This window comes from Microcoleus sp. B4-C2, assembly GCF_036705265.1.
In the GTDB taxonomy this organism is placed as follows: domain Bacteria; phylum Cyanobacteriota; class Cyanobacteriia; order Cyanobacteriales; family Microcoleaceae; genus Microcoleus.
Map to the genome: position 1 here is coordinate 1 of NZ_JAUBUB010000093.1, position 24,877 is coordinate 24,877.

At 45.2% G+C, this 24,877-nt stretch carries 24 protein-coding genes; 9 read left to right on the plus strand and 15 right to left on the minus strand.

All coding sequences use genetic code 11. The features are described from left to right. Positions 1–72: 72 nt before the first annotated feature. On the minus strand, positions 73–1,284 hold the full coding sequence (locus QUB20_RS22680; RefSeq protein ID WP_333249682.1) for an acetate kinase: 1,212 nt from the start codon (positions 1,282–1,284) through the stop codon (positions 73–75). 228 nt (positions 1,285–1,512) lie between these two features. Between QUB20_RS22680 and psaK the strand changes: the two genes are divergently transcribed. Next, entirely contained in the window at positions 1,513–1,773 is a 261-nt protein-coding gene (gene psaK / locus QUB20_RS22685; RefSeq protein WP_333249684.1) for a photosystem I reaction center subunit PsaK, read from the plus strand. Positions 1,774–1,817: 44 nt separating this feature from the next. Here the strand turns inward: psaK and QUB20_RS22690 are convergent, their stop codons facing one another. Together QUB20_RS22690 and QUB20_RS22695 are read right to left on the minus strand one after the other, a co-directional pair. Further along, on the minus strand, positions 1,818–2,456 hold the full coding sequence (locus QUB20_RS22690; protein WP_333249686.1) for a histidine phosphatase family protein: 639 nt from the start codon (positions 2,454–2,456) through the stop codon (positions 1,818–1,820). A 147-nt stretch (positions 2,457–2,603) separates the two neighbouring features. Beyond that, positions 2,604–5,078, minus strand: a complete 2,475-nt coding sequence (locus QUB20_RS22695) for a phosphoketolase family protein (protein ID WP_333249687.1) — start codon at positions 5,076–5,078, stop codon at positions 2,604–2,606. 850 nt (positions 5,079–5,928) lie between these two features. Here QUB20_RS22695 and QUB20_RS22700 point away from each other — a divergent pair. Beyond that, positions 5,929–6,129, plus strand: a complete 201-nt coding sequence (locus tag QUB20_RS22700; RefSeq protein ID WP_333249711.1) for a DUF433 domain-containing protein — start codon at positions 5,929–5,931, stop codon at positions 6,127–6,129. Then, the gene (locus QUB20_RS22705) at positions 6,126–6,260 is read left to right on the plus strand and encodes a hypothetical protein (RefSeq protein ID WP_333249689.1); all 135 of its coding nucleotides are present in this window, start codon (positions 6,126–6,128) and stop codon (positions 6,258–6,260) included. Before QUB20_RS22700 ends, QUB20_RS22705 begins: the two co-directional genes overlap by 4 nt. A gap of 324 nt (positions 6,261–6,584) precedes the next feature. Here the strand turns inward: QUB20_RS22705 and QUB20_RS22710 are convergent, their stop codons facing one another. Next, on the minus strand, positions 6,585–6,833 hold the full coding sequence (locus QUB20_RS22710; RefSeq protein WP_333056597.1) for a hypothetical protein: 249 nt from the start codon (positions 6,831–6,833) through the stop codon (positions 6,585–6,587). A 536-nt stretch (positions 6,834–7,369) separates the two neighbouring features. Here QUB20_RS22710 and QUB20_RS22715 point away from each other — a divergent pair. Beyond that, positions 7,370–7,741, plus strand: a complete 372-nt coding sequence (locus tag QUB20_RS22715) for a hypothetical protein (protein WP_333249691.1) — start codon at positions 7,370–7,372, stop codon at positions 7,739–7,741. A 5-nt stretch (positions 7,742–7,746) separates the two neighbouring features. Further along, a complete protein-coding gene (locus tag QUB20_RS22720; RefSeq protein WP_333249693.1) occupies positions 7,747–8,175 on the plus strand; it encodes an HNH endonuclease signature motif containing protein in 429 nt (142 codons plus the stop codon). 133 nt (positions 8,176–8,308) lie between these two features. On the opposite strand, the gene QUB20_RS22725 is transcribed toward QUB20_RS22720, so the two are convergent. After that, entirely contained in the window at positions 8,309–8,437 is a 129-nt protein-coding gene (locus tag QUB20_RS22725) for a hypothetical protein (protein ID WP_333291664.1), read from the minus strand. Positions 8,438–8,505: 68 nt separating this feature from the next. On the opposite strand from QUB20_RS22725, the gene QUB20_RS22730 reads away from it, so the two are divergent. The 3 genes from QUB20_RS22730 (at position 8,506) to QUB20_RS22740 (ending at position 9,414) form a co-directional block, all read left to right on the plus strand. Beyond that, positions 8,506–8,640, plus strand: a complete 135-nt coding sequence (locus QUB20_RS22730) for a hypothetical protein (RefSeq protein WP_333249695.1) — start codon at positions 8,506–8,508, stop codon at positions 8,638–8,640. A 62-nt stretch (positions 8,641–8,702) separates the two neighbouring features. Next, complete coding sequence (locus tag QUB20_RS22735; protein WP_333056588.1) at positions 8,703–9,062, plus strand: DUF433 domain-containing protein; 360 nt, start codon at positions 8,703–8,705, stop codon at positions 9,060–9,062. Between the two features lie 4 nt (positions 9,063–9,066). Continuing rightward, positions 9,067–9,414, plus strand: a complete 348-nt coding sequence (locus QUB20_RS22740; protein ID WP_333249698.1) for a DUF5615 family PIN-like protein — start codon at positions 9,067–9,069, stop codon at positions 9,412–9,414. A gap of 181 nt (positions 9,415–9,595) precedes the next feature. Here QUB20_RS22740 and topA read toward each other — a convergent pair whose 3' ends face one another. The 9 genes from topA to QUB20_RS22785 all read right to left on the minus strand — a co-directional run bounded on the left by topA (position 9,596) and on the right by QUB20_RS22785 (position 22,382). Then, positions 9,596–12,322 (minus strand): type I DNA topoisomerase, encoded by a 2,727-nt coding sequence (topA, locus tag QUB20_RS22745; protein WP_333249700.1) that lies wholly within the window; start codon positions 12,320–12,322, stop codon positions 9,596–9,598. Between the two features lie 2,080 nt (positions 12,323–14,402). Next, on the minus strand, positions 14,403–14,621 hold the full coding sequence (locus QUB20_RS22750; protein WP_333249702.1) for an ISAzo13-like element transposase-related protein: 219 nt from the start codon (positions 14,619–14,621) through the stop codon (positions 14,403–14,405). 577 nt (positions 14,622–15,198) lie between these two features. Next, entirely contained in the window at positions 15,199–16,467 is a 1,269-nt protein-coding gene (locus QUB20_RS22755; protein WP_333211975.1) for a WcaI family glycosyltransferase, read from the minus strand. A 161-nt stretch (positions 16,468–16,628) separates the two neighbouring features. Further along, on the minus strand, positions 16,629–17,066 hold the full coding sequence (locus QUB20_RS22760) for an ATP-binding protein (protein ID WP_333056578.1): 438 nt from the start codon (positions 17,064–17,066) through the stop codon (positions 16,629–16,631). A 546-nt stretch (positions 17,067–17,612) separates the two neighbouring features. Next, the gene (locus tag QUB20_RS22765; RefSeq protein WP_333249704.1) at positions 17,613–18,611 is read right to left on the minus strand and encodes a sugar transferase; all 999 of its coding nucleotides are present in this window, start codon (positions 18,609–18,611) and stop codon (positions 17,613–17,615) included. Between the two features lie 397 nt (positions 18,612–19,008). Beyond that, positions 19,009–19,677: a DUF3318 domain-containing protein gene (locus tag QUB20_RS22770; protein WP_333056576.1), complete on the minus strand. Its 669-nt coding sequence runs from the start codon at positions 19,675–19,677 to the stop codon at positions 19,009–19,011. Positions 19,678–20,420: 743 nt separating this feature from the next. Then, positions 20,421–21,476, minus strand: coding sequence for a hypothetical protein (locus QUB20_RS22775; RefSeq protein ID WP_333249706.1), 1,056 nt, complete (start codon positions 21,474–21,476; stop codon positions 20,421–20,423). Between the two features lie 299 nt (positions 21,477–21,775). Further along, complete coding sequence (locus QUB20_RS22780) at positions 21,776–22,141, minus strand: type II toxin-antitoxin system HicB family antitoxin (RefSeq protein WP_333086369.1); 366 nt, start codon at positions 22,139–22,141, stop codon at positions 21,776–21,778. After that, positions 22,113–22,382 (minus strand): type II toxin-antitoxin system HicA family toxin, encoded by a 270-nt coding sequence (locus tag QUB20_RS22785; protein WP_333084657.1) that lies wholly within the window; start codon positions 22,380–22,382, stop codon positions 22,113–22,115. The genes QUB20_RS22780 and QUB20_RS22785 overlap by 29 nt, the downstream gene beginning before the upstream one ends. A 140-nt stretch (positions 22,383–22,522) precedes the next feature. On the opposite strand from QUB20_RS22785, the gene QUB20_RS28770 reads away from it, so the two are divergent. After that, the gene (locus QUB20_RS28770) at positions 22,523–22,864 is read left to right on the plus strand and encodes a transposase (protein ID WP_445299426.1); all 342 of its coding nucleotides are present in this window, start codon (positions 22,523–22,525) and stop codon (positions 22,862–22,864) included. 196 nt (positions 22,865–23,060) lie between these two features. Here the strand turns inward: QUB20_RS28770 and QUB20_RS22790 are convergent, their stop codons facing one another. Next, positions 23,061–24,527, minus strand: coding sequence for a GUN4 domain-containing protein (locus QUB20_RS22790; protein ID WP_333249708.1), 1,467 nt, complete (start codon positions 24,525–24,527; stop codon positions 23,061–23,063). Between the last annotated feature and the right edge of the window lie 350 nt (positions 24,528–24,877).

A 24,877-nucleotide genomic window follows, 5' to 3' on the forward strand; every position in this document is an offset into this window, starting at 1 on the left:
CCGCCCGTCCAAAAAGGACGGGCGGGACGCCCATCCCACTTTCAAGAGTGGAAGTTATTTAATTCTCATTCCTTAGTGAGAAAGTTTCCAGCATTCTCGCGCAATCTCCCAATCCTCCTGTGTGTGAATTACCAAAATTTTTACGGCTGAATCCACTGCTGCAATATCTTGATCGATCGGTGACTGTTGATTTTTATCCCCATCCAATTTTAACCCGATAAATCCAAAAGCTTCGCAAGCGGCAGCCCGTACAAGAGCAGAATTTTCCCCAACTCCCGCCGTAAAAATTAAAGCATCCAACCCTCCTAAACTCGCCAGCATGGCACCAATTCCGGCACGCAAACGGTGGATGTAAATATCCAAAGCGAGTTGAGCTCTCTGATTACCTTGGGCGATCGCATCTCCTATCTGCCGCAGATCGCTAGACACCCCTGAAATCCCTTTTAAACCTGAATTTCGATTGAGAATACCATCAAGTTTCTCAGCAGTAAAATCGGATTGTTTTAACAGATGAATGAGAATGCCTGGATCGATCGAACCCGATCGACTTCCCATCATCAAACCTTCCAAAGGCGTAAATCCCATCGTCGTGTCAACACTCCAGCCACCACGAATGGCTGCCAGAGAACATCCGTTGCCCAAATGACAGCTAATCAACCGCAAATCTGCCAAATCTTGACCCAGAATGTCGGCGGCCCGACGCGCGCAATATTGATGGCTAATCCCGTGAAAACCGTAGCGCCGAATCCCATTTTCCAGCCATTCATAGGGGCCGGGATAAACAAAGGCGGCGGGCGGCAATTGTGCGTGAAAAGCTGTATCAAATACTGCTACTTGCGGCACATTTCCGAGGATTTTTTCAATCGCTTCGATACCTTCGAGGTTAACCGGATTGTGGACAGGGGCGAAAACCGATAAACGGGCGATCGCCTGTTTAACATCCGGCGAAATTAACGTACTTTGCTGATATTCTTGTCCGCCGTGTACGACGCGGTGGCCGACAATATCAATCTCGTTTAAATCATTAATTGTTTGAGTTTTTCCCTTCCAAAGACTCTCCAGCATTCGAGAAATAGCATCTTTGCGAGACTCGGATGCAAATTCCTCTTCAAGCCGATCGCCTTTTGCTGTTTTGACTTTCAACTCTGCTATACCCTGCTGGTGAGTCCAATCAATTTGAGCCTCCCAGAGGGGTTGCAAAGGTCGATCGGGCAGGACATCGTTTAAGTCGTAAAGACAGCTCTTTTGACTGCTAGAACCCGCATTTAACACCAGTATTTTCATGCTTGATTATGTCCTGTTGATTCGTTCTTTCGATCGCTAGGCGATTGCAATCGCGTCTTGTCAAACTTTCGTCCGCCTGCACAGACTAAGAAATCTTGAGATCCGGGGAAAATTATTAAGAAAAATGTCGAAAAATTAACTGTTAATGCAATGTGTAGCTAACAGTTGCATTTTTTTGATATATCTTCTATGCAGATTTTCATTGACTAAAGTTTAAGGAGCCGATCGATGTTTACACCAATTTTACTTGCCGTTGCCCCCAGAACCGTAGAGTGGAGCCCTACAATCGGTTTGATTATGATTCTTTGCAATATTTTAGCTATTGCGATCGGCAAATCAACCATCCAAAAGCCTCACACAGGCCCAGCAATGCCCTCATCCAATATGTTCGGCGGTTTGAGTTTGGGTGCAGTTGTGGGAACTATGGCATTTGGTCATATTTTGGGAGCAGGTGCTATTTTAGGATTGTCTAACATAGGCGCGATTTAGTTGCAGAATTTAGGGTAGGCAGTGCGCGCACCCTACCCGCAATTTCAAGTACCGGGTAAATTCCGCAGAGTTTCATCCATGTACGATCGATCGCCCAAAACCTCCAGCAACGGGCCGCGAACGTCAAACTTGACAATACTGACAGAAGCTGCTAAGGCGGCAATGCGATCGCGATAACGTCCCAAATCAATCCCCAACAGACTGCACAGAATAATTCTAATAGTTGCTTTGTGCGAGACAACCAACACATTTCCATTCTTATATTTTTCCTCAATTTCTGCAATAACTAAGGAAGCTCTACTGGCAATTTGCACCGAAGTTTCGCCGCCGTTTGGTGCATTCCAAGCAGGTTCAGTCAGCCAATTAATATAATCTTCTTCGTATTCTTTTTTGACCTCTTCTACTGTTTTGCCTTCCCACTCACCGTACTTAATTTCCCTCAGTCCGTCGCGGACTTGCATTTCAATTCCCACAGCATCGCACAAAGGTTTTGCAGTAGCAATTGTGCGTTTCATCGGACTGACATAAACAGCATCCCAAGGCAATTTCGCGTAAGTTGCGGCAAATTGTGCTGCCATTTGAACACCTTCTGCTGTTAATTCTGGATCGATAGCGCCGCAGAAGCCACCTGTTTGGCTGTAAGTAGTTTCACCGTGTCGCAGAAAGTAGATTTTTAAGCTCATATATACCAATTTTATTTGATAGTTGAAAGAGACTTTTATTGAACGAACCGCAGAGGAATATCGCCTGTAGGGACACGGCACTGCCGTTTCCTAATCCCCGATCGCTGTGCCGGACACGGCAATGCCGTGTCCCTACCCAGAATATCCCTAGCCCGGTGCACCCGATCGCACGGTTTGATCTCCAGTCGTTGTCGGATCTTTCGTTTCCTTCGGCGCTTCCGGCGAAACCGGGCCCGCGTGCGGCCACTTCCAGTCGCGGATTTCCGGCATATCATCGCCGTGTTCGTTGATATAGTGCCTGTGTTCGATCAGCTTGTCACGGATAGCTTGTTTGCCGTAAGCTGCGACAGAAATCAGTTTTGGAACGCGATCGAGTACATCTCCAACTAAATGGAATCGATCGAGGTCATTAATCACCACCATATCAAACGGCGTCGTAGTCGTTCCCTCTTCCTTGTAACCCCGAACGTGAATATTCGGGTGATTTGTCCGGCGATAAGTCAAGCGGTGAATCAGCCAAGGATAGCCGTGAAAAGCAAAAATCACCGGCTTATCTTTCGTGAACAAAGTATCAAAATCCTTGTCAGACAAACCGTGGGGATGTTCGCTAGCAGGTTGCAGCGTCATCAAATCCACCACATTCACCACCCGCACTTTTAAATCGGGATAATCTCGGCGGAGAATGTCAACTGCAGCCAAAGTTTCCAGCGTCGGAACATCACCCGCGCAAGCCATCACCACATCGGGTTCGCCGCCTTTATCGTTACTAGCCCACTCCCAAATGCCGATGCCGGCGGTACAGTGTTTAATCGCAGAATCCATATCCAAATACTGCAATGCCGGCTGCTTCCCTGCAATAATCACGTTGACATAGTGGCGACTGCGGAGACAGTGATCCGTTACTGACAGCAAAGTATTCGCATCGGGCGGCAAATAAATCCGCACCACTTCCGCTTTCTTGTTAATTACGTGGTCGATAAAACCCGGATCTTGGTGAGAAAAACCATTGTGGTCTTGTCGCCAAACGTGAGAAGTTAGTAAGTAATTCAGAGAGGCGATCGGTCGGCGCCAAGGAATGTGACGAGTAGTTTTCAACCACTTGGCGTGTTGGTTGAACATCGAATCGATGATGTGAATAAACGCCTCGTAGCAGGAGAAAAAGCCGTGGCGTCCCGTCAGCAAATAGCCTTCCAGCCATCCCTGACATAGATGTTCGCTGAGGACTTCCATCACCCGGCCATCGGGGGAGATGTGGTCGTCTTCGGGCAAAATTTCCCCCGCCCACACCCGGTTCGTCACTTCAAACACCGGATCGAGGCGATTTGAGGCCGTCTCGTCAGGCCCGACAATGCGGAAATTGGCGTTCTCTTGATTCAGTGTCATCACGTCTCGCAGGAAGCGGCCGGAAACGCGGGTTGCTTCTGCCATTACAGTGCCCGGTTTTTGCACGTCAACGGCGTAGTCTTCAAATTTCGGCATTTTCAAGTCTCGCAGCAGCAGGCCGCCGTTAGCGTGGGGATTTGCCCCCATGCGTCGAGCTCCCTTGGGTGCGAGTTCTGCTAATTCTGGAATTAACTTGCCCTTTTCGTCGAAGAGTTCTTCCGGCTTATAGCTTTTCATCCAATCTTCGAGGAGTTGGACGTGTCCCGGCTTAGAAGCCATTTCCGAAAGTGGGACTTGGTGCGATCGCCAATAATCCTCTGTTTTCTTACCGTCTACTTCCTTCGGCCCCGTCCAGCCTTTGGGAGTTTTCATTACAATCATCGGCCACTGGGGACGGCCGGAATAGCCCTCCGTCCGGGCTTTTTCCTGAATCGCCTTAATTTCGCCGATCGCAGTATCGAGAGTTGCAGCCATCAACTGGTGCATGGTTTCCGGGTCTGAACCTTCCACCCAATAAGGTTTGTAGCCGTAACCGACCATCAAACTTTCCAATTCCTCCTGCGGAATGCGGGCCAACAGAGTTGGATTGGCAATTTTGTAGCCATTCAAGTGCAAAATCGGCAACACAGCCCCGTCGCGAACTGGGTTGAGAAACTTGTTAGAGTGCCAGCTAGCAGCTAGCGGGCCGCTTTCGGCTTCCCCGTCACCGACAACGGCCGCCACAATCAAATCGGGATTGTCGAAGACTGCCCCGTAAGCGTGGACTAGGGCGTAGCCGAGTTCGCCCCCTTCGTGAATCGAACCGGGGGTTTCCGGGGCGACGTGGCTGGGGATACCGCCGGGAAAGGAGAACTGTTTGAACAGCCGTTTGATACCCTCTTCATCTTCGGAAATGTTCGAGTAATATTCGCTGTAAGTGCCTTCGAGATAGGTGTTGGCGACCAAGCCCGGCCCGCCGTGTCCAGGGCCTGCGATGTAGATGGTGTTGAGGTCTTGGGCTTTGATCAGGCGGTTGAGGTGAACGTAGATGAAGTTTAAACCTGGAGTAGTGCCCCAATGTCCGAGGAGTCTCGGTTTGACGTGTTCGATTTTGAGGGGTTCTTTGAGTAGGGGGTTGTCGAGGAGATAGATTTGTCCGACGGATAGGTAGTTTGCCGCCCGCCAGTAGGCGTTCATTTTGTGTAGTTCTGAGTCGGAAAGCGGCTTTAATTGCGGGATCTCGGTTGTTCCTAGCATCATCAGCGATTGACTCCTGAGTTTTGGTTGTTTTGTAAAGTGCGATCGTCAAGTGCGATCGATATTAATTGGTTATCTGTGACATTTTGTATTTAAACTCCATGTCTTCCACGAAAACTATTGAATTATAGCTCGTTTATGTCTCCATCAAAGTTTAAATTAATGTTAATTTATAGCTAAACATCGCACAATATCGAGGTAATAAAGATAGAGATTTGCGGGGATCAAGGAATTCAGTAATATAAAATAGGATTTACACAAGAGCTTGCGGAGAGTGTTCACTGGGCACCTGATGCGTATGTGCTGCCGCGGGTGGGAGAAGTTGTGCAAGTCCCGAAAAATATGCTTCTCAAGGTAGAAGTCATCATGATTTATACCTGAAGTTGATTTTAGTTTGTGCCTGCTGATGGCTAATACCAGTTATTCAAAAAAAATGCAACTGTAGGCAAAATCCAAAGTTTTATGTCCTCAGTCATTCCCAATCTAAAATTTAAAATCTAAAATGGTATGACTTTTTTTATCTTAAAGTTTTTTCTGTTCGTTTAAGCTCAGGGTAAAAGGGTGAGCAATTTTTATAATTTAGAGATTTATCAAGAAGTTAAAAAGATATAGCAATGCTATTGAATTTGTGAACGGGCTTTTTTTAAATGAACCGCAGAGGCGCTGAGGGCGCTGAGGAAGATAGCAGATAGAAAGGAATTGCGTCTAATAGCAAAGACATACAGAATTCATAAATCAAATAGCTTCTATGACACTCAAACAATTAGAAGCAGAACTCCTAGGCTTAACGCCAAAAAATCAAGCTAAAATTATCTAATTATTAACCCAAAACTGAGCTAACACCTAACAATGAATTAGCAAAACTCTCGGTGTGTGTGGCGGTGAGGCTTGTATCAAAAAGCGCCGTCTTCGTGTTTTAATGCTGGTGAGTTTTCGCCCCCTGGCTATCAACCAATCCAAACTCTTGGATAACTATCCCACACTAACAGCTACTGATTTAGCAAATGCCTGGGCTTATGCGGCAGCTTTTTCAGAGAAAAGAGGATTAAGATGATGGCGCTTCTTTATGGTGACGAACAATTTCCCAGAGATGTTGGAGAATTGCTGCGCCCTATCATTCACAATATTCTGACACTGCAAAAAGCCGGAAAAGATAACCAAAAAATCCGCACGAAGAAGTGTTAGCTTTTGCAGTCAGTGAAAATCGAGCTGTTTTAACTCAAAATCGCTGTTATTTTATCACACTGCACAGCTTACAGTCCGATGGTGGTGGAATACATTGTCTGTAGGGGAGAGATGATTTAACTAGAAGGGCTGGTAACATTAATCAGACTATTTCGTCACTTGAAACATTAACAGGTCAAGTGATTCGAGTCGATCGCACTCTCGGCGCAATCTATATCTTAAGCGATCGCCACAAAGTAAACTCAAGCAATCTCAATCCGAAAATCACTGCATCGGTTTGATTGCTGGCTAAATGCCATCGCCGATATTTCCCGCTGAAAAAACTTAGGAGGCGACTAAAACAGGGCACTCTGAAATCCGGCAAACATTGGACACAGTTGGCTGGTGGGAAACCACTCGCAGTTCGTGAGGATAGCGGGGACGGGGGTCATTTTCTAACCAGATGGGCGGTACCATCATCACTTCATAGTAAGCGATCGTATCGAAAACACCTGGCTGGGACTTCAACTCCACTGTTAAGCCCGCTCGGTACTCAAATGCTTCTTCCCAGTCTAGATTTTCATTGATACCCATAGCGATCGCGCCTCTTAATCTTGTTTCTTTTGTCCATTGTAGAGCCCTACATAAAAGATTGGGTACTTTCTGTTGCTTACGATACAATTTTTAACCTTATATGTTCGATTCATGACAATTTAACAGAGAGGAGCAATTGTCAATAAGTAAATAGGATGATTTTGCTGACGGGTGACAAGTAAGCCCAAAAGGTAGGCTTGACAAGAGTTGGAGTTGAGATGTCTAAAAAAAAATAGGGGCGATCGAACCGCGCAGACGTTTATGACACAAAGGAAGAGAAGAGAATTTTAAGGACGGAAGTACAAACCTATTTTTGCCAGCTTGTCTAGTATTTTATAAATAAAGAAACTCGGTTTTTTTAATAAGCCGGGTTTCTGGATGTGTGAAAACTCAACTAATTTCACTTAGTTTTCTTCTTTGTCGCTGTCGCCGTATTTTTAGCAAGCGAGTTCCTTCTTCATTTCTTTTGGGCAGATGTCTAATACTCCAAGTAAAATATGGCATAATATAAATATTAGTTTCATAGCTTTGCACCTATGACCGCCCAAATCACCCTAAATCTGCCAGATGAAGTCTATCACCAAGCAGAATTGCTAGCGCTGCAACGCCACCGCACCGTGAGTGAGATTCTAGTAGAAACTCTGGAAAATTTTCTCTTACCAACCGCTAAACCAGTATCAGCACTGTCTGATTCAGAAGTAATAACTCAGACTCAACTCCGGCTGCAACCAGTCCAAGAACAACGATTGAGTGAATTGCTAGACCGCCAACAATCCGGTACGATCGCATCTGTAGAACTGGCTGAATTGCAGGGCTTAATCCACATATATGAAACTCGACTATTGCGACAAGCTCAAGCCTTAAATGAAGCTGTGCGGCGCGGCTTGCTGGAACCATTAAAAGGATAAGGAAAATGGCGATTTCCGAACAAGTTAGAGCCAGAGTTCGCGCACAAGCTCAAAATCGGTGCGGTTATTGTCGCAGTTTACAAATGTATGTCCTGGGAATATTGGAAATTGACCATATTATTCCTAAAGCGATTGGCGGTACTGACGAGGAAGAAAATCTCTGGCTGGCTTGTAGTCTGTGCAATAATTACAAAGGAACCCAAACTGACGCATTAGATCCGGTCACGCAAAAGCACGTTAAGTTGTTTAATCCGCGCACTCAACAATGGTCACAAAATTTTGCTTGGAGTGAAGACGCTACAGAAATTATTGGACTTACAGATTGCGGTCGCGCAACAGTAACAGCACTACAACTAAACAATCATATTGCTGTTACTGTCAGGCGTCAGTGGGTTAGTGCTGGATGGCATCCGCCAACAGACATTTCTCCTTAAAAGGTTTGAGGGTCACAAATGGTCGATCGCACATATGGCCTTTTTGGCGACTGAGGAGATTTTAGACCAGCGCGAGGTCAGAGATAGGGTGGGTGGTGCGATCGAACGCACAAATGATATAAAACTGACTGATTTAACTGAAATTAATACGCTCGTCAGTGCAAATTATGCAAAATAGAGCGATCGCACTTTCATCGAGATGTTGAAAAAAGTGCGATCGCTCTTTTGTCCGGGATTGGGAAAAATGGCGATCGCCCATCAATTTTGTTACCTCCTTACCTCCACCAACACCTAGAATGATGAATCGATTATTTCTACGAAACTCTGCAATTGCCCGCGGCACCCCCAGCCACACCCGCACCCAAGCGCCACTCAGCAGTCACCGTTGACATGGAAGCCCTCACTCACCGCGATAAGCTAGAACTAGCAGCAGAATTAATTCACAACGTTTTGCAACAAACCTAACTAATAGGGATATCGCCCTACAATATAAAATACATACATAATTCATAAATCAAATAAGCTCTATGACAATCCCAGAATTAGAAGCGCAACTCAAGGCCTTAACGCTAAGGGAGAAAGCTGAGGCAATCAGCATCTTAACCCAGAGTCTCAAAAACAGGGGACGCTCTATTACAAAAACTCCCGGCGTGATGGGCGGCGATGCTTGTATTGACAATACTCGCATTCCCGTTTGGTTGCTCGCAAGCTATCGCAATGACGGCGCTACCGATGCTTTTATCCTAGACTGCTATCCCCATCTCAGTGCTGCTGATTTGGTAAATGTTTGGGCTTATGCTGAAGCTTATCCTGACGAAATTGAGGAAGCAATTAGACTGCAAGATGAGGCTGACGAAATATTAGATACACCTGAAAATATCAAATAAACCTATGGCGTGTCTCTACGCAGACGAACAATTTCCGCGGCAAGTCGTGCAAAACCTGCGGTCTTTGGGGCATGATGTCATGACTGTTCAAGAAGCAGGAAATGCTGGACTACCGGATGAGGATGTATTAGCATTTGCCATCATTGAAAATCGGGCTGTTTTGACCGTCAACCGACGGGATTTCTTTCAACTGCACAAGCTGCAACCTGACCACTGTGGTATTATTGCCTGCACGCGAGATGACGATATTGCTAGACTGACTGCTAATATTAATGATGCAATATCTACTGCTGAGACATTGACGAAAAAAGTGATTCGTGTCTATCGCTCAGGGCCGCCGTCCATATCTTAATTGAATTCAAGAGACCTTATGCCCTACTATACTCAAGCCGAATTTTAAGGACTGAAGTCCTTACTACAAACCTAAATTTGTGCAGTATTTTACCAACAAAAAAACCGGGCGGCACGGGGAGTAGGGGTCGCACCGCCCCTACACCGTCCGGGTTTCTCGATCAGTGAAAACTAAACTAAATTCAAGTTGTCTTCTTCTTAGTCGCAGTCGCAGTCGTCGCCTTCTTAGTCGTGGTTTTCTTCGCCCCAGTCTCCGTCTTTTTAGCAGTGGTTTTCTTCGCCGCAGTCTTCTTCGTTGCAGTCTCCGATTTCGCCGCCGCAGTCTTAGTTGACTTCTTAGACTTGCTGCTAGATTTTCCGCCGCCCGCTGCTTCCTTCGCTGCTAACAAATCCAGTGCTTTTTGTAAGGTGAAATTCTCCACAGATTCATCCTTAGCCAAAGAAGCATTGATATCGCCGTGTTTGACGTAGGGCCCATAACGGCCGTCGTAAACATTGATCAATTCTCCCGACTCTGGATGCGCGCCCAATTCCTTCAAAGGTGTGGCTGATTTGCTGCGGCCGCGGGCGGCTTTCGGCTGCGATAATAACTCTAAAGCCCGATCGAGCTCGATCGTCAAAACATCATCCGGCGGTTTGATCGATCGATAATCTTTCCCCACCTTACCCTGGTCATGCACCACATAAGGCCCGTACATCCCCAAATTAGCTTGCACCTTCGCCCCCGTCTCCGGGTGAGTTCCCAACAACCGGGGTAAAGTCAACAAACTCACCGCCATATCCACCGTCACGCTATCCTTATCCGTCCCCTTCGGTAAAGAAGCCCGCTTCGGTTTCTTGTTCGTTTCCGAAACATCCCCTAACTGAACGTATGGCCCATAACTGCCAATCAGCACATAAATCGGTTCCCCGGTTTCCGGGTGAAGACCCAATTTTTCCGGGCCTTCCATTTTTTGCTTTAACAGAAACTCCACCTGTTCCGGGTCTAAATCTGCCGGCGTCAAATCTTGCGGAATCGATGCTTTTACCAGGCCTTCTTCGCTTTCAGATTCCAGGTATGCGCCGAATTTGCCGATGCAGACTTTAGCAGAAATATTCTCCAATACCACAGTTCGGGCAACTTTCGCATCAATCTGACTTTCCTGTTCTTTAACTTGGGTTGCGAGTCCGGTTTCCCCTGTATAAAACTTTTGCAAATACGGCAGCCATTTCGCCTCGCCGGTGGCAATTTCATCGAGGGTTTGTTCCATTCGGGAAGTAAAACCAGTGTCTACTAAATCGGGAAAATGTGTTTCCAATAAAGTCGTGACGGCGAAAGCGGTGAATGTCGGAATTAGGGCGTTAGCTATTAATTTCGCATATCCCCGATCGACAATTGTACCGATAATACTCGCATAGGTACTCGGACGGCCCACACCTTCGCTTTCCAGCATTTTGACCAGAGAAGCTTCCGTGTAGCGGGCGGGAGGTTGAGTTTCGTGGCCAACTGCCTCTAAATCCTTACAATTAGGTTTATCCCCCACCTTCAGCGCCGGCAAAATCACCTCTTGGTCTTCCAACGCCGCATTCGGATCGTCGGAACCTTCCACGTAGGCCCGCAAAAAGCCTGGAAAATCAATGCGTTTGCCGCTGGAACGGAAACCGGCATCTTCTACCTGAGTTAATACAGTGACGTGAGTTTGGCGGGAATCGGCCATTTGAGAAGCCACAGTCCGCTTCCAAATCAAATCATAGAGGCGGAAATCAATCCCATCCAATCCAGTTTGCTGCGGAGTCCGAAAAGTGCTGCCAGCGGGACGGATAGCTTCGTGGGCTTCCTGGGCGCCTTTGCTTTTCGTCGTATATTTGCGCGGTTGGGGGCTGAGGTATTCGCTGCCGTAAAGTTCTTGTACGCAACTGCGCGCCGCTTCGATCGCCTGTTCGGACAAATGCACCGAATCCGTCCGCATATAGGTGATAAAACCGCGTTCGTAGAGGCTTTGGGCAATTCGCATTGTTTCCCGCGCACCCAGCCTCAGTTTGCGGTTAGCTTCCTGCTGCAAAGTCGAGGTCGTAAACGGTGGCGAGGGTTTCCGGGTGACTGGTCGTTCTTCAATATTCCCGACAGTCCAAGGTTTGTTTTGAATGCGTGAGAGTAAAGCCCGCGCCTGTTCTTCGTTCAGCAAAAGTACGCGGCGGCCTGCGATAATTTGCCCGGTATTTTCATCAAAATCGCTGCCGTTTGCAACTTTTACATTGCCGACAGTCACGAGTTTGGCATCAAAGGAAATTTTGCCCTTTTCCAAAAAAGCTTTTAAATCCCAGTAGCTACCTTGGCGGAAAGCGCGGCGTTCGCGTTCCCGGCGCACCAACAGGCGTACAGCGACTGACTGCACTCTACCGGCGGACAAACCCCAAGCGATTTTTTTCCACAGTAGCGGAGAGAGTGTGTAACCGACGAGTCTGTCGAGAATTCGGCGAGTTTCTTGGGCTTGTACAACTCGATTGTCGATATCGCGGCAGTGAGTCAAAGCATCGCGGATAGCTTCGCGGGTGATTTCGTGAAACACCATCCGCTTGATGGGCACTTTGGGTTTGAGGATTTGCAGCAAATGCCAGGAAATGCTTTCGCCTTCCCGGTCTTCGTCAGTGGCTAGAATCAGTTCTGTGGCGTCTTTGAGGGCGTCTTTGAGTTCTTTAACAATTTTCTTTTTATCTTTGGGGATGACGTAGAGGGGTTCAAAGTCTGCTTCCACGTTTACGCCCAGTTGCGCCCATTTTTCTCCTTTAACGGCTTCTGGTATTTCTTCGGCGGAGGATGGTAGGTCGCGGACATGGCCCATCGATGCCTCTACACGGTACGTGGAGGGCAGGAAGTTGCGGATGGTGCGGGCTTTGGTAGGAGATTCGACGATGACTAAGGTTGACATGGCATCTTTTAAATATGGATGGCAGCGCAGCTAGAGGGTCTAAGTTAGAGAGTTTAGGTCAGATGTCAAGGCTTCTTTCAACTTTGGGCGATTATTTTCAAACTACCTTAATTTTTAACTTACTGCCGATCGGGTGGCAGGTGACAATGTGATGGGATTTTACTGCTTTGGGGGCAGAGGCTGCGAATCGCGTCTCTACAAGATGCACGGGATGATGACCTGACTCTAGCAGAATTGTCGCTAACTGGATGTTGAGACTGCTGGATGCGGGCGGATGGTTCCTCAATCTGGTTGTAACTTGAAGCTTGGGAAAGGTTGGGGCGAGCGATTTTAGATTTTAGATTTTAGATTTTAGATTGGGGAATATTTACTGAGTTGAGGTTTGGGACTATCGATTTTAGATTTTAGATTTTAGATTTTAGATTTTAGATTGGGAAAGATTGACTGAGTTGAGGTTTGGGACTTTGGTCAGTACGCAGTGCAGCATCAGCGCGGCGATCGGAAGGAAAGCCATCACAGAGGGTTAAAATTATTTGAGCGATCGAGCAATTCGATGAATAATGCTATGACATTTGAATTCGACCATCTTTTCATCCTTACTGATATTGGTGCTTCGGAAGCTAATCGTTTATCATCCTTCGGTTTAGTTGAGGGTTCATCTCGCATTCATCGCGGACAAGGTACAGCCAATCGCTGTTTCTTTTTCCATAACGCAATGTTGGAATTGTTATGGATTCACGATCCAGAAGAGGCGAAGTCTGAGCCAATTCATCGGACTCGTCTTTGGGAGCGATCGACAAATCGGAATAATGGTGCGTGTCCGTTTGGCATTTGTTTGCCTCCACCCAAAGGTTCTGAGGACACAGTTGCATTTTCTAGTTGGGCATATCGTCCACCTTATTTACAGCATATTCTATGTATATGTAGTACACACAATTTTCTAGCCCGTGTAAGGTGCGGATACCCGTCAATCTGCAAGTTTTATCAAATATGAAGCAGATCCGCACCCGGAGGATTAACACCACACAATATAGCTGGCAATGTACTTTATGAACCACAGAATATGCTGTATCTGAAACGATGAGTATCGCAGTATGAAAAAATAGTGATGTTTTGACTGAGCCCATGCTTTTCCAAAATTCCTTTGGTAAAGGTCTCGATCAATACTCTGCCGATCGGGCATGAAAAATAAATAACTTAATGAATTACTCCGGTTGGGGAACGGCTCGATAATTCCATTTTGACCAATATTACTCGAAAATAATTTGCATTGTATTTGACAAATCATCAGCCGCCTTTCGACCAGTTTGATCTAATTTATTAAAAATATTTACCTCTACAGCAGATATTCCATTTTTATTTTTTTACACGAGAGCTTTTACTAATTATTGAATTGTAATAATTACTCCTTTACAATCCTTGGCAATATGAGTAAAAAATCGATATTATTTCTTGATTGTATTTAGACGTAAGGATCGGGAATTAAATAACTTACAATTTTAATTGTTATTGTGGGATGGGCGGGACGCCCATCCCACTTTCAAGAGTGGTAGTTATTTAATTCTCATTCCTAAGCTGTGGAGCATTTAAACCATTAACGCTCCAGGTAAGGTGCGTCATTACAGAAGTGTTTCCCGCATAAGCGCGTAAGTGTTCACTCCTGACAACGAATTTTTTTATGGTACCCGCCACGTGATTTATCCGTGGAATCAATCCAAAATCTCAAATCGAAAACCCTCACCCCCCCGCATTTATACGTGGGGTCAATTCTTTCATCTAAAATCTAAAATCTATTGACGCACCATACAAGCCTCGTTACTGGTTTAAATGCTCCACAGCTTAGGTAGCTTTACCATAATTTTCCTACCAGTTTTTTAAATAGTCACAGGCTAATTAACTGGTATCTTTACTATTTATTAATGTTATCTATCCTCGATTTTATTAACAATCATAAATTCCCTGGGGAATTACTTTGCCGTGACCTAAACTCCAAAAATCATGAGCGAAAGTAGTGACAGGTTCCTTTGTATAAAGAGTTCCCAGACGATACAAAGTTCTTGAAATTTCTTTCTTTTTGGTATCAAAACGGTTGGATAGGATTGCTGGCTTCTCTATACTCTGCATGAAGTCTAGCAATTTTTTTAAATTGATCGTCCCGATTTTGATTGATTTCTATTGTTTGTTTTTTTTGAGCTTTTCGTTTCACATACCCATGCTTTTTTAAGAGTTTGGCAACTAAGGGGAGACTAATGGTAAAACCTGCCGCCCGTAATCCAGAAGCTATTTCTTTATGCGTCAAATTAGTTTATTTGATTCATTCATTCATTCATTCATCGGGTATCCGGCTGTGAATTTTTTAAAAGTTATAAAAAGGCTGCCTCAATGCCTATTTGAGTAGACAGAATACTTTTTCTTCCCCCTCCTTTCTTTCTGATCCTGGAACTATTGAGTGTCGGTTCGTCCATTTTTTCTAAATCTTCCAATCCCTTGATGAGGGTATTTCGACTGCATCCCACAAGTTGCATTACATAGCTAATTCCACCCCACCCTAATTTTTGAGTTTAAGAAAGCTGCATACCTTATTTTATCCTTTTCTGATAATGATTTATAAAATTTTATCATTTATGAGTCAATTGAATTAAATAAAACATGAGTTTAAAAGTTAATTAGAATAGTTAAGTAGAAAAATCTGTTGTGAGTCTATCTGTCTAGGAGTGAAAATTGTAATCTCACACTTTTTTTATTATATTCATTATAACCGATAACTCATCAATTTATTGATTTTTCATTCCTAAGTTGCTATTCTACACCCATCTTACTAATTTTATCTTGTCAACTGGATCGATTTCATTTACCGGAGCGATCGCCCCTAGCGATCATTTCGGCAAAGGCTCCAATATTTTCTCACCATGACTCGCTGCCACCGCCGCAAATAAAGCTTCATAATGATTCAAAGCTTCCTCAAATCCGTAATTCTCTACAGCATAATTTCTGCCTTGCTCGCCCAAGGCATCCACCTTAGCGGGGTGCAGGTACAAATCCTCAACAGCCTCAGCCAAAGCCTGCGGATCTTCCGGCGCTACCACCACCCCGCCACCGCTTTGCTGCACTGCTTTCTGGGCCGTACCAGTTTCGGGAACCGACGCCAAAATTGCCCGACCACTGGCGAGAATTACTTGAATTTTTGAAGGCATATTGAAGTTAGTAACGCGACGCTTTTGTACGACTAAACTAACATCAGCAGCAGCTAACAATTCCGGCAATTTTTCTCGCGGTTCAAATGGTAGCAACATTACATTATTAGCTTTGTAAGTTTCGCAATCTTGTTGCAAGCGCGCCAGTGCTGTTGATTCCCCCACAATTACAAAAGCAATTTCGGTTATGTGTTTCAAACGAGCCGCTGCTTGGACAACTGTTTGCAAGCCTTGAGTTAGGGCAATATTGCCAGCATAGAGAACGACAAATTTGCCCTTGAGTTTGTGAGTTTCTCGAAATGAGTTACTTTCCTTGGGTAAGGGCCGAATGAAATTGACATCAACCCAATTGGGAACGCAAACTATTTTTTCCGGGGGTACTCCCTGAGAGTGCAATTTTTTGACAAAACCGCTGTCGATGACGCTGACTTGGCTGGCTGTGTTGTAGGCAAATTTTTCTAAGGCGTCAGCAATGCCAACTAGCAGTCCGTTTTTTTTGACCAAGCCGACGCGCACGGCTGCTTCTGAGACGATATCCTGAACGTTGAGGACGATCGGGCAAGCGCGAATCCAGCCGTAAAAGGCGACTGGGACGCAAATCGGTAAAGGGGGCATTGTCGAGAAAATCACGTCGGGACGCCAGCCTCTGAAGGCTTGGACGGCGCTGGAGACTACAAAACTGCCGTCTAGCACAAGTCGGTCTAGGAGGCTGGGGTGGGGGCCATTGACGCGCAGATAGCTGCGCTGAATTGTGACGCCGTTGTGTTCTTCGGTGAGGTAAAATTTGCCCTCATATTGCGGATAAATCCGGCGCTGCGGATAGTTGGGCATTCCTGTGACGACTCGAACTTGGTGGCCGCGCTTGACTAAGCCTTGCGCTAGTTCTGTCATCAGGGGGGCAATGCCGATCGGCTCTGGATAGTAGTTATAGGAATAAATTAGAATACGCATAATATTTATTTTGAAGCAAATTGTCCTCCAGTCGCGTGCATCGAGCCTGCACCCGCAGAATTGCAGACGATGTGGTTGGGTTCCAGGTAGGACAATAGGGAGCGAAGGGATCTTCCACTGCTTGCGAAAGAAGCCGCCCTTACCGGGCGGGTATCGCGCCCTCAGCTAATGTTTTTTCGCATTACCAGGCAGTTGCGGCGATCGTCGGTACGGATATACCGAAGGTCGTCTGTGAGCTTGTACATGAACACCAGTCCCCTTTCTCCTTCTCTGTCCAAAGGATCGCGCTGCTCTTGCATAATCGAGTGCAGCTTTGCTTCTAAGTTGAAGGGTTGACCCCTGTCCCAAATCCTAATTTCTAAGTAATCGGCAAACACTTTTACCTCAATGTCTATGGGCGTTGTGGAGGGCAAGTTCTGGTGAGCGTGGCGGACAGCGTTTGTAAAGCCTTCGTTGATTATCAGTCGGCACTGCCACCAAAAATCCGCTGGTATCATGGGCAAAACGATATTCTCCAACCATTCCAAAACGGATGTTAAAGCATTCAGGTCTGTTTCAACCTGCAGGTGCCACTCGGCCTTTGGTTGCTTGTCTTTCATCTTTCTTCCCCCAGGTCGGCCCCCACCACCGCTGTACTCAGCGCCGGAGGGAGAGAAAAAGGAGGGCAAGGTCTTGGCAACATATTAGTTAAGTCAAGCTTGAGTTGAAGAAGCCCGTTTTGCCTCAAGGTGAGCATTCCTTTCGCACCATTTACTCGCACAGCAAATGAGAGACTTCCGATACTGTAACCCGCCTCGGTAGGGCGTTTAAATAGGGAAAATTTCCGAGTCAGCTTGGGAGGCAGTGATTTAAGCTTCGACTGTGTTAGCAGTCGCTACTTTTCTAAACACAGGTGAGTTCTTCTCGTCCTCGAAAATCATGCTGGGATCATTCGAGTATGACTCGAACTCGTCAATTGCTAATTATTAATGCTCTGATTGCAGAGCTGGCAACTAGCTGTGCATTTTCTGGGCGTGTGAATTTTAACACTTAATGCTAACGTAGGTATCGCTAGCGATCGTCTGCTTGACTAAGTATCGAGTTCGAGTTCCCGCCCCCCGTCGGCAACACCACCTCAAAGTTCAGCGGTGGGTTGTTGAGGGTTCCTACACAGCGCCACTATTTTTGTTAAACAGGACTGTTACAGTTTTGACAATTAGTTTGAGGTCATACACCAGGCTCCAGTTTTGTTGGTATTTTAAATCTAAACGGATGACATCTTCAAAATCGCGGACTTGAGAGCGACCGTTGACTTGCCATTCCCCTGTCATCCCGGGTTTGACATCCAAACGCTGCCACTGAGGGACTTCGTAGCGCTCAACTTCGTCTGGGGTAGGCGGTCTGGTGCCGACTAGACTCATTTCGCCTTTGAGCACGTTCCAAAACTGCGGCAGTTCATCGAGGCTGGTTTTGCGTAAGATGCGCCCGACTTTAGTAATCCGCGGGTCGTTGTCATTTTTGAAAAATGCGCCAGAAGCCTGGTTTTTGATTTGGGCTTTCATAGCTTCGGCGTTGGTACACATCGATCGAAATTTCCAAATCCGAAATTGTCTGCCCATCCAGCCACAGCGGGTTTGACCGAAAAATATCGGGCCTGGATCGTTGATAGTGATGGCTGCAGCTATGGGTAAGAGCAAAATTCCTGTAATTATCAAACCGACGATTGCCCCAACGATATCTATCAGCCGCTTCACCCACGATTGCACTGAAGGGTGGGTCATCGGTAGCTGATTGTCCGAGGGCTTGGTCTCTGTGGGAGTTGAGGTTGGAGAGGGCTGCTCGATCGTCAGCACTTGATCTAGGCTGGTGAGAGCAAATACTGCCATCACCTGCGGCTTGAGGCTTCGGAGCACCAAGTCACTCTCTCGCTGTTTGGCAAATTTCAGATTGCTGACTAAAGCACCTATCCCGCTACTGTCGATGAATGTCGTCTGACTGAAGTCTAGGACAATCTTGCTGGGAACGGTGCTGCCCGAAAAAAGTTGCTGACAGGTTGTCTTGAAGTTTACGGCTTCAAGTACGCTCAAGCGCACGGGTATGTGAACTGAGGGAATCTCGTCCGAGTACGTTACCCGAAAATCTGCCTCTGGGGTTTGACTGACCATGAAGTCCTGGTTTCAAATTTCAAGCTGATGTCTTTAGCCTATTCTGTCCTAGCAGCTCCACCTTTACCAAATATTATGGTTAACAAAAGGCTAGCTTTATACAAACTTTACAAAAATGCCTGCCAACTCGCCCACCGAGAATGATATCAAAGGCAAAAATAGACTTGAGTCTACCAGTGCCAGTTTTGGCCTAAAGATTTTTGAACACCGTCGAGGCCAAACTTTGACATCGGAATCAAGATTTTTGTGGATTCAGGCCGATTAATCTTGTCGTTAATCATTTTGGTGCGTGTCTTGCACCGGATAGCCATCGCAGTTAACAGTTAACAGCTAACACAGAAGTCAACAGTTAACGGTTAACTGGAAAACCCCCGTAACAAGCGTCGGGGGGATGAGCTTAAGAATTGTAGACGTTTTCTGACTGAGAGGTTTCGCGGGTGATGGGTTTGACTTTGGCTTTGGCTTTGGCTGCGTTGCGTTTGAGGGCCTGGAGACGAGCTTCGTATTTAGCCCGCTGCTGTTTTTTGGAGGTTTGTTCGATTAAGGTTTTTAAGGCGCTGCCGAGGCTTTTGTAGGCGTTTGGGAGAGTGTAGCCGAAGCGGGTGGCTAGGGCGAGGGCTTTTTCGTCGGCGTCTATTGCTTCTTTTAAACTTTTCTCTCCGTTGTTTTTTTGGTAAAGTCTCCAGCCGGAGACGCCGCACAGGGATAGGGCTAGTAACAGCAGCAAGCCGTCTTGCACCCAAAGTTCGCCGACAGCGCCGCCTAAACCAATGGCGAGGGCTGCCATTTCCCAACCGTCTCTGGGAATGGTGTCGTTTTGGATTCTAGCGACTTCGTGCCAAAATAGGAGGTTGCGCTGATCCATTGCTAGCTGTTCCCAGCGGATCAGGTCTATTTGGATTTCTACCTGGTCTTTGCCTATTTCTTCGCTGCGGATCAGAGTAGGATTAACTTCTATTGTTTTTTCTACTGTTACCCAACTTTGGAGTTCTGGGGGCAGTATGTTTTTCAAGCGCCGGATCTCACTCATCTCGGCTCTTGCTGTAGAGGTTGCATAGGATGTCATAGCTCCGGCCTATTGATTTTCCAAAGGTTAATATGTGTATATTTCTGGAGTATAGCAAACCTTGAATCCAAATATAGTCGAGTAAGGAGGGGTCGATCGACCAATACTTGCAAATTTACTTGATTTTAGTCTCAGCGGGCGCTCCCAACTGCCGACTCGATCCTTGATTTTCGACTATTTCATCAACAGTTCGATTTCTTGTCGCAATTTCGACCAACCTGACAAAACTTCCGGCTGAGAAGTTATGCCTTTTTGAACTAAAACAACTCCGTCAAATACTTCCGAAAATCCCTACAAACCTCGCCGTAGAGATTCATCGGTAAAACGCACTCCCCCCCGAACTCTACCTCTGTCAATCGGAGATTTTAAATTCTTATGCTGTAAATGCCACAAGTCATAATCAACAGCTAATTTTTTTAAAAGGGTGACAACTTAATCCGTGTAATATGAGTCGAAAACCTTGTTTTATCTTCGATGACGCGATATATATAGGGAAAATAAAGTTTTGCAACTCTTCTTTTTGTCCCAACATACTCTCTTTTTTTGCCTCATTTAATATTCATTTTTTTATCTTTTTTTGCTACATGAGCGCGATCGCCCACAGTCGGGTGTTCGATCGCGCACAGTAGCGAGTCGGAGCGCCCGCTGCTGGCACTAACTGCTGGTCTCCCCCCTTTCCTTCTTGCAGTGGACTTACCACTTTTCGGGGATTTACACACATCATTCAGATGCGATTTAAATGATTAAAGTGACTTCAAAATGCCACTTTCCAACTGATAAATTGCAGCCATGATTCCGCTTTCAGGATTTGTGAGGAGGGACTTTTTGACATCTTTCAAGTATTCTACAATATGTTCCCGCAAAATCGGTCTTTCTACTTTGACTGTGTGATTGTAATCCCACAAATCCCAAATGATAATTCCGATGCCGACAATCGGATCGATTAAACTTACTCCCAACTGACTAGCAACTGTACCGCCTGTTTTTGTGGCTACCTTGGCGGCGGCTTTGCTGGCAACTTTTGCGGTAACTTTACTACCAACTTTAGCTGCTACTCCCAAAATTAAGGGTTTAGCAATTAAGTAGCCGCTACCGCCAACTAATACTTTTAATGATAAATTCGAGACGTTTCCTTTGTCGCTAATTGTGGTGGCAATATCGTTCAGATATTTGTCCCACTGTACTTGCGGTATATTATAATTGTTTTGAACTACTTTCACATTTTTGCTAACTTCTGATATGTACAAATTAGCAGTATCTTGAGTGATTAATTGAAATCGCAGTTGAGCGTTTTTGGGAACCAGCACCCGGTTAGCAAATTCTCTTTGAAAATCTTCGGTTAATTTTTCGGAAACAGCACGAGATGCTGCTGTCATATCAAATCTGTTGAGGACGGCAGATTTCACGAAATTAAAAGGTACGGTAAACTCCATCTTTTTTTGAGTGAAGTAATCAAAGTACCAATCGAGGAAACTATTGTCAACTCTTGCAATTACTTCGCTTTCCCATTTGTCCAATTCTTTTGAGGCGAAAGTTTCGGCTGTTATATGGGATTTTTGGATGGCGTTTTTAATGTCTTGGTTGACTTTGCTAAAATCGTGTGGCGGCGAGACTACAACTGCTGTGGTTCCGGTATTTGTTAGTGACTGGGAAATTAGAAAGTTACCTAATAGGGGAATGATGACTACGAGAATTACGATCGTCCAAATCATCGGTGTCACAGTTTTGATAAACTGACCGATAACTCTGAGACGTTCTGTTTTCTCTGAATAGCTAATTTGTTCCTTGTCTGGACTCATGGCGGTTGCTCAATTGATGAGAGTTGGGCTAGTTTCGATTATAGGCGGCGCTTGCTGAATTGTGTTACGGGCGCGTGGCCTGAAATTCTGGAAAAGTTGGGTAAAAGTCCGCGCGAGTGAAGCTACCCCAAAGCGAATTGATTCAAAAGTACGATCGCACTCTTCATCCGCGTTAATCTGCGTTAATCTGCCTGCATCAGCGGTTCATAAAAAAATAAAAGAGCGTGAAGCGAAGCTATCCCGCAGGGAATCGCCCTTTAACCCTCCCTCAAACTCGATCGTCCTTATCTGATTATCTTTTAACCTGCTTTACTTAACACAACCAGAATGTACTGGTCAAGACTAACTCCTTCCCTTTCCGCTTTTTCTGCTAAACTCAAATGTAGAGATTTAGGAATCTGTAAAGATAGACTTCCGCTATACTCAACCTCCGTTGCAGGTAAAGGAATCTCATCGCCGCAGTCATAAGCAGTCTCTATCCACAATTCCCTCGCTTCCTGAATATTCTCCATCGCTTCGGACAAAGTTTCACCCTGAGACATACAGCCAGGAAGGTCTTTAATTATAGCTGTATAACCTTCAGGTTCTGGATAAAAATTGATAGGATATTTCAGGCTCAAGTAATAATCTAGGGATTTAAGCTTGACTTTCATCTTCTGATTCATCGCTCCATTCCTCTAACTTCAATAATGCCACAATTTGCCTGACGTAGACTCCTTTTACCTTCTGACCGCCCTTTTTAGGGACTGTAATCTTTAATCCATCGGCATTTCGGAAAGAATGGTGACTTCCTTTCGAGCGCTTTTCTTCAAACCCAAAAGCAGTTAGGATATAGCACACATCGTCAAACCGCACTTCTGGTGGATTTGCTAAAAATTGTTCTACCAGTTTTCCTAACTTGCCCATGAATTTTTATAGAACCCATTTGAAATCTTTTGACGATCAACAGACAACGGGCGATCGACAGATCACGGGCGATCGACAGATCACGGGCGATCGAGTAGAATCGACAAAGTTGAGGTAATGCCAGTATCCCAGGGATATTAATGAGATATTCAAGCGATTTGACAGACAAAGAGTGGGAAATTATCGAGCCGTTACTGTCGCAGAAGAAGAAAACTCTACCGCCAGTGTGGACAAAGCGACAACTCCTCAATGGCATATTTTATCAGCTCAAAAATGGTTGTAATTGGGCGGACTTACCCAAAGATATACCGCCATATTCAACGGTCTTCTGGCATTACCAAAACTGGTGTGAGGATGGCTCAATCGAGCGGATTGAGACAGCCTTGCATGGCAAGGTAAGGTGCGCGAACAAGTCAAAAAAAACCGCAGTGGACGACCTTGATCATGTTTGCTTGATAACGGCTATCACCCTGAGAAACTGACTAAAGCCTTGGAGGAGATTTACCCCGAAGCGATTGCCTAAAAGATCTCAAATGGGTTCTATAAACGGATAGGCGGGGAAACACTTACGTTAAGTCATTGCTTGAATAATGACGAGTGGGGAAATAAACACAGACAAGAAAGCTGCATATTGGTAGAAACTTATTCCGTGAAATATGCAGCTTTCTTTATCAATCTTTACCAATCGTTTCTCTCTAAAATCGATTGGGCAAAATCTCTAGTTGTTTCACCTTTGTGATACCACCAAGGCATATCTAAAGGGAAAGCTGGTAAATGTCCTTTAGGAGCATTATTTAGGTTAAATGTTAACGCTCCATAAGACTTCCAAGCAAAAATTCCACCAAATATACCTGGGTCTCTTCTCCAGCCAATCTTTTCTCCAAAATCCCCTACTTTTTTTGACACATCCGAATAAATTTGTTTTTGCGCCTTAAAACCAAAATGTCCATTACTATTCTGTGACCAAAGTTGATTAATAGTGTGTAAATCATCACGGGGCAATATTCTCAGATTTCCCTCAAAATCACGGTTAGCTATCTTTACTATGATGTCACAGGTTTCTTGGTCTGCTTTTTTCCATTCTCCCGCTTTTAGTAAACTACTGAGTCTAGTATAGTCTATAGTCAAAACCGTATTGATTTCGCGAGAAATCAGAGCAAGGATTTCTTCTTCGGAAGTAGCGTTATCTAAATAATGTTGACTTTGTTCCCTAATTTTATTTATAACTGTTGGCGAAGTTAATGGATTAATATGTTGATTAAGTTTAGCTTCGTAGAACATACAAGCAGCATGGCCTACTGCATAAATCATGAGGGCTTTAGCAGCAGCACTTATTATTTTACTGGGAATCATTCCATACTCTAGCCAGTCTATACCTGCCTCAATAGCTCTTTCTCCCAAAAAAGCTGCACCAAAGGCTGTTAAAGCTTCAATTTTTCGTTCGGGTTCTTGTAAGTTAAATCCATAAATATTGGCAATCTGATAAACCATTTCTGCCGAGAGTTTGGAGATTTCTGGTAAATCGTACTTAGCTATCCCCCTGATGACAGCTTCTGCTCGCGGAATTCCTCTAACTAAATCCACTCCCGCCGCTTGTAAGGATTTTTGAACGATAAGAACATGAGCAATTTCATAGGGAGATTTGTCTCGGTAGCTGTGCTTTAGCCTTTTAACAGACGCTTCAGATGCAGCAAAATTAATTTCACAAACAGATTCACCAATCCAATTAACTAGACTATTCCAAGCATTTGAATTAGATTCTTGCTTCAGTTGTCGTAGTTGAGGATTAGCATTGACTTCAGTATTTATCTGAAGAATTTGTTCGCTGGGTTGTGGCGATGATGTTGTATTTGTCGGCGATGGTGCGGGTGTTGGTGCGGGTGTGGGTGTTGGTGCGGGTGTTGGTGCGGGTGTTGGTGCGGGTGTTGGTGCGGGTGTTGGTGCGGGTGTTGGTGCGGGTGTTGGTGCTATTTCTTCTCCTACGAATACTGATTCTGGAATCCATGTTCCTCGGTTTTCCCCTTCAAATTGAAAACATATTCGGCGACAATGTACATAGGTGGCTACAGCTAAAACTTCTCCGTTTTTTGGGTGACCATTAATGTAGCAAGTTGTTTGGGAAAATAGGTCTTGAGTTGAAACCATTTTTAATTAAGTAAATAATGATTTTAGAAGGTAAGGATTCAGGTCACTGAACTCCTTGCTGGGCAAAGACTTTAGATATGGAGCTTGATACTAAATCAATCTCTATTCTCAATAAGCCACGAAAAACTGTCACTTCTCCTCGTTTATTGACAATTAACCACGAAAGACAAAAACCCTTATTTTGCCCTAAAACCCTTGCCAGACAAGCGTTGGAGCCGCAAGTTTTTAGACCTGAATCCTTACTTTAGAAGTATAACAAAATAGCTATTAAAGCAATACTCCGGACAGTTTTTAAATAGGGATGCTTACGCAATAAAGCACAGAAGCGAAAAAACTGAGTGCTATCTGAA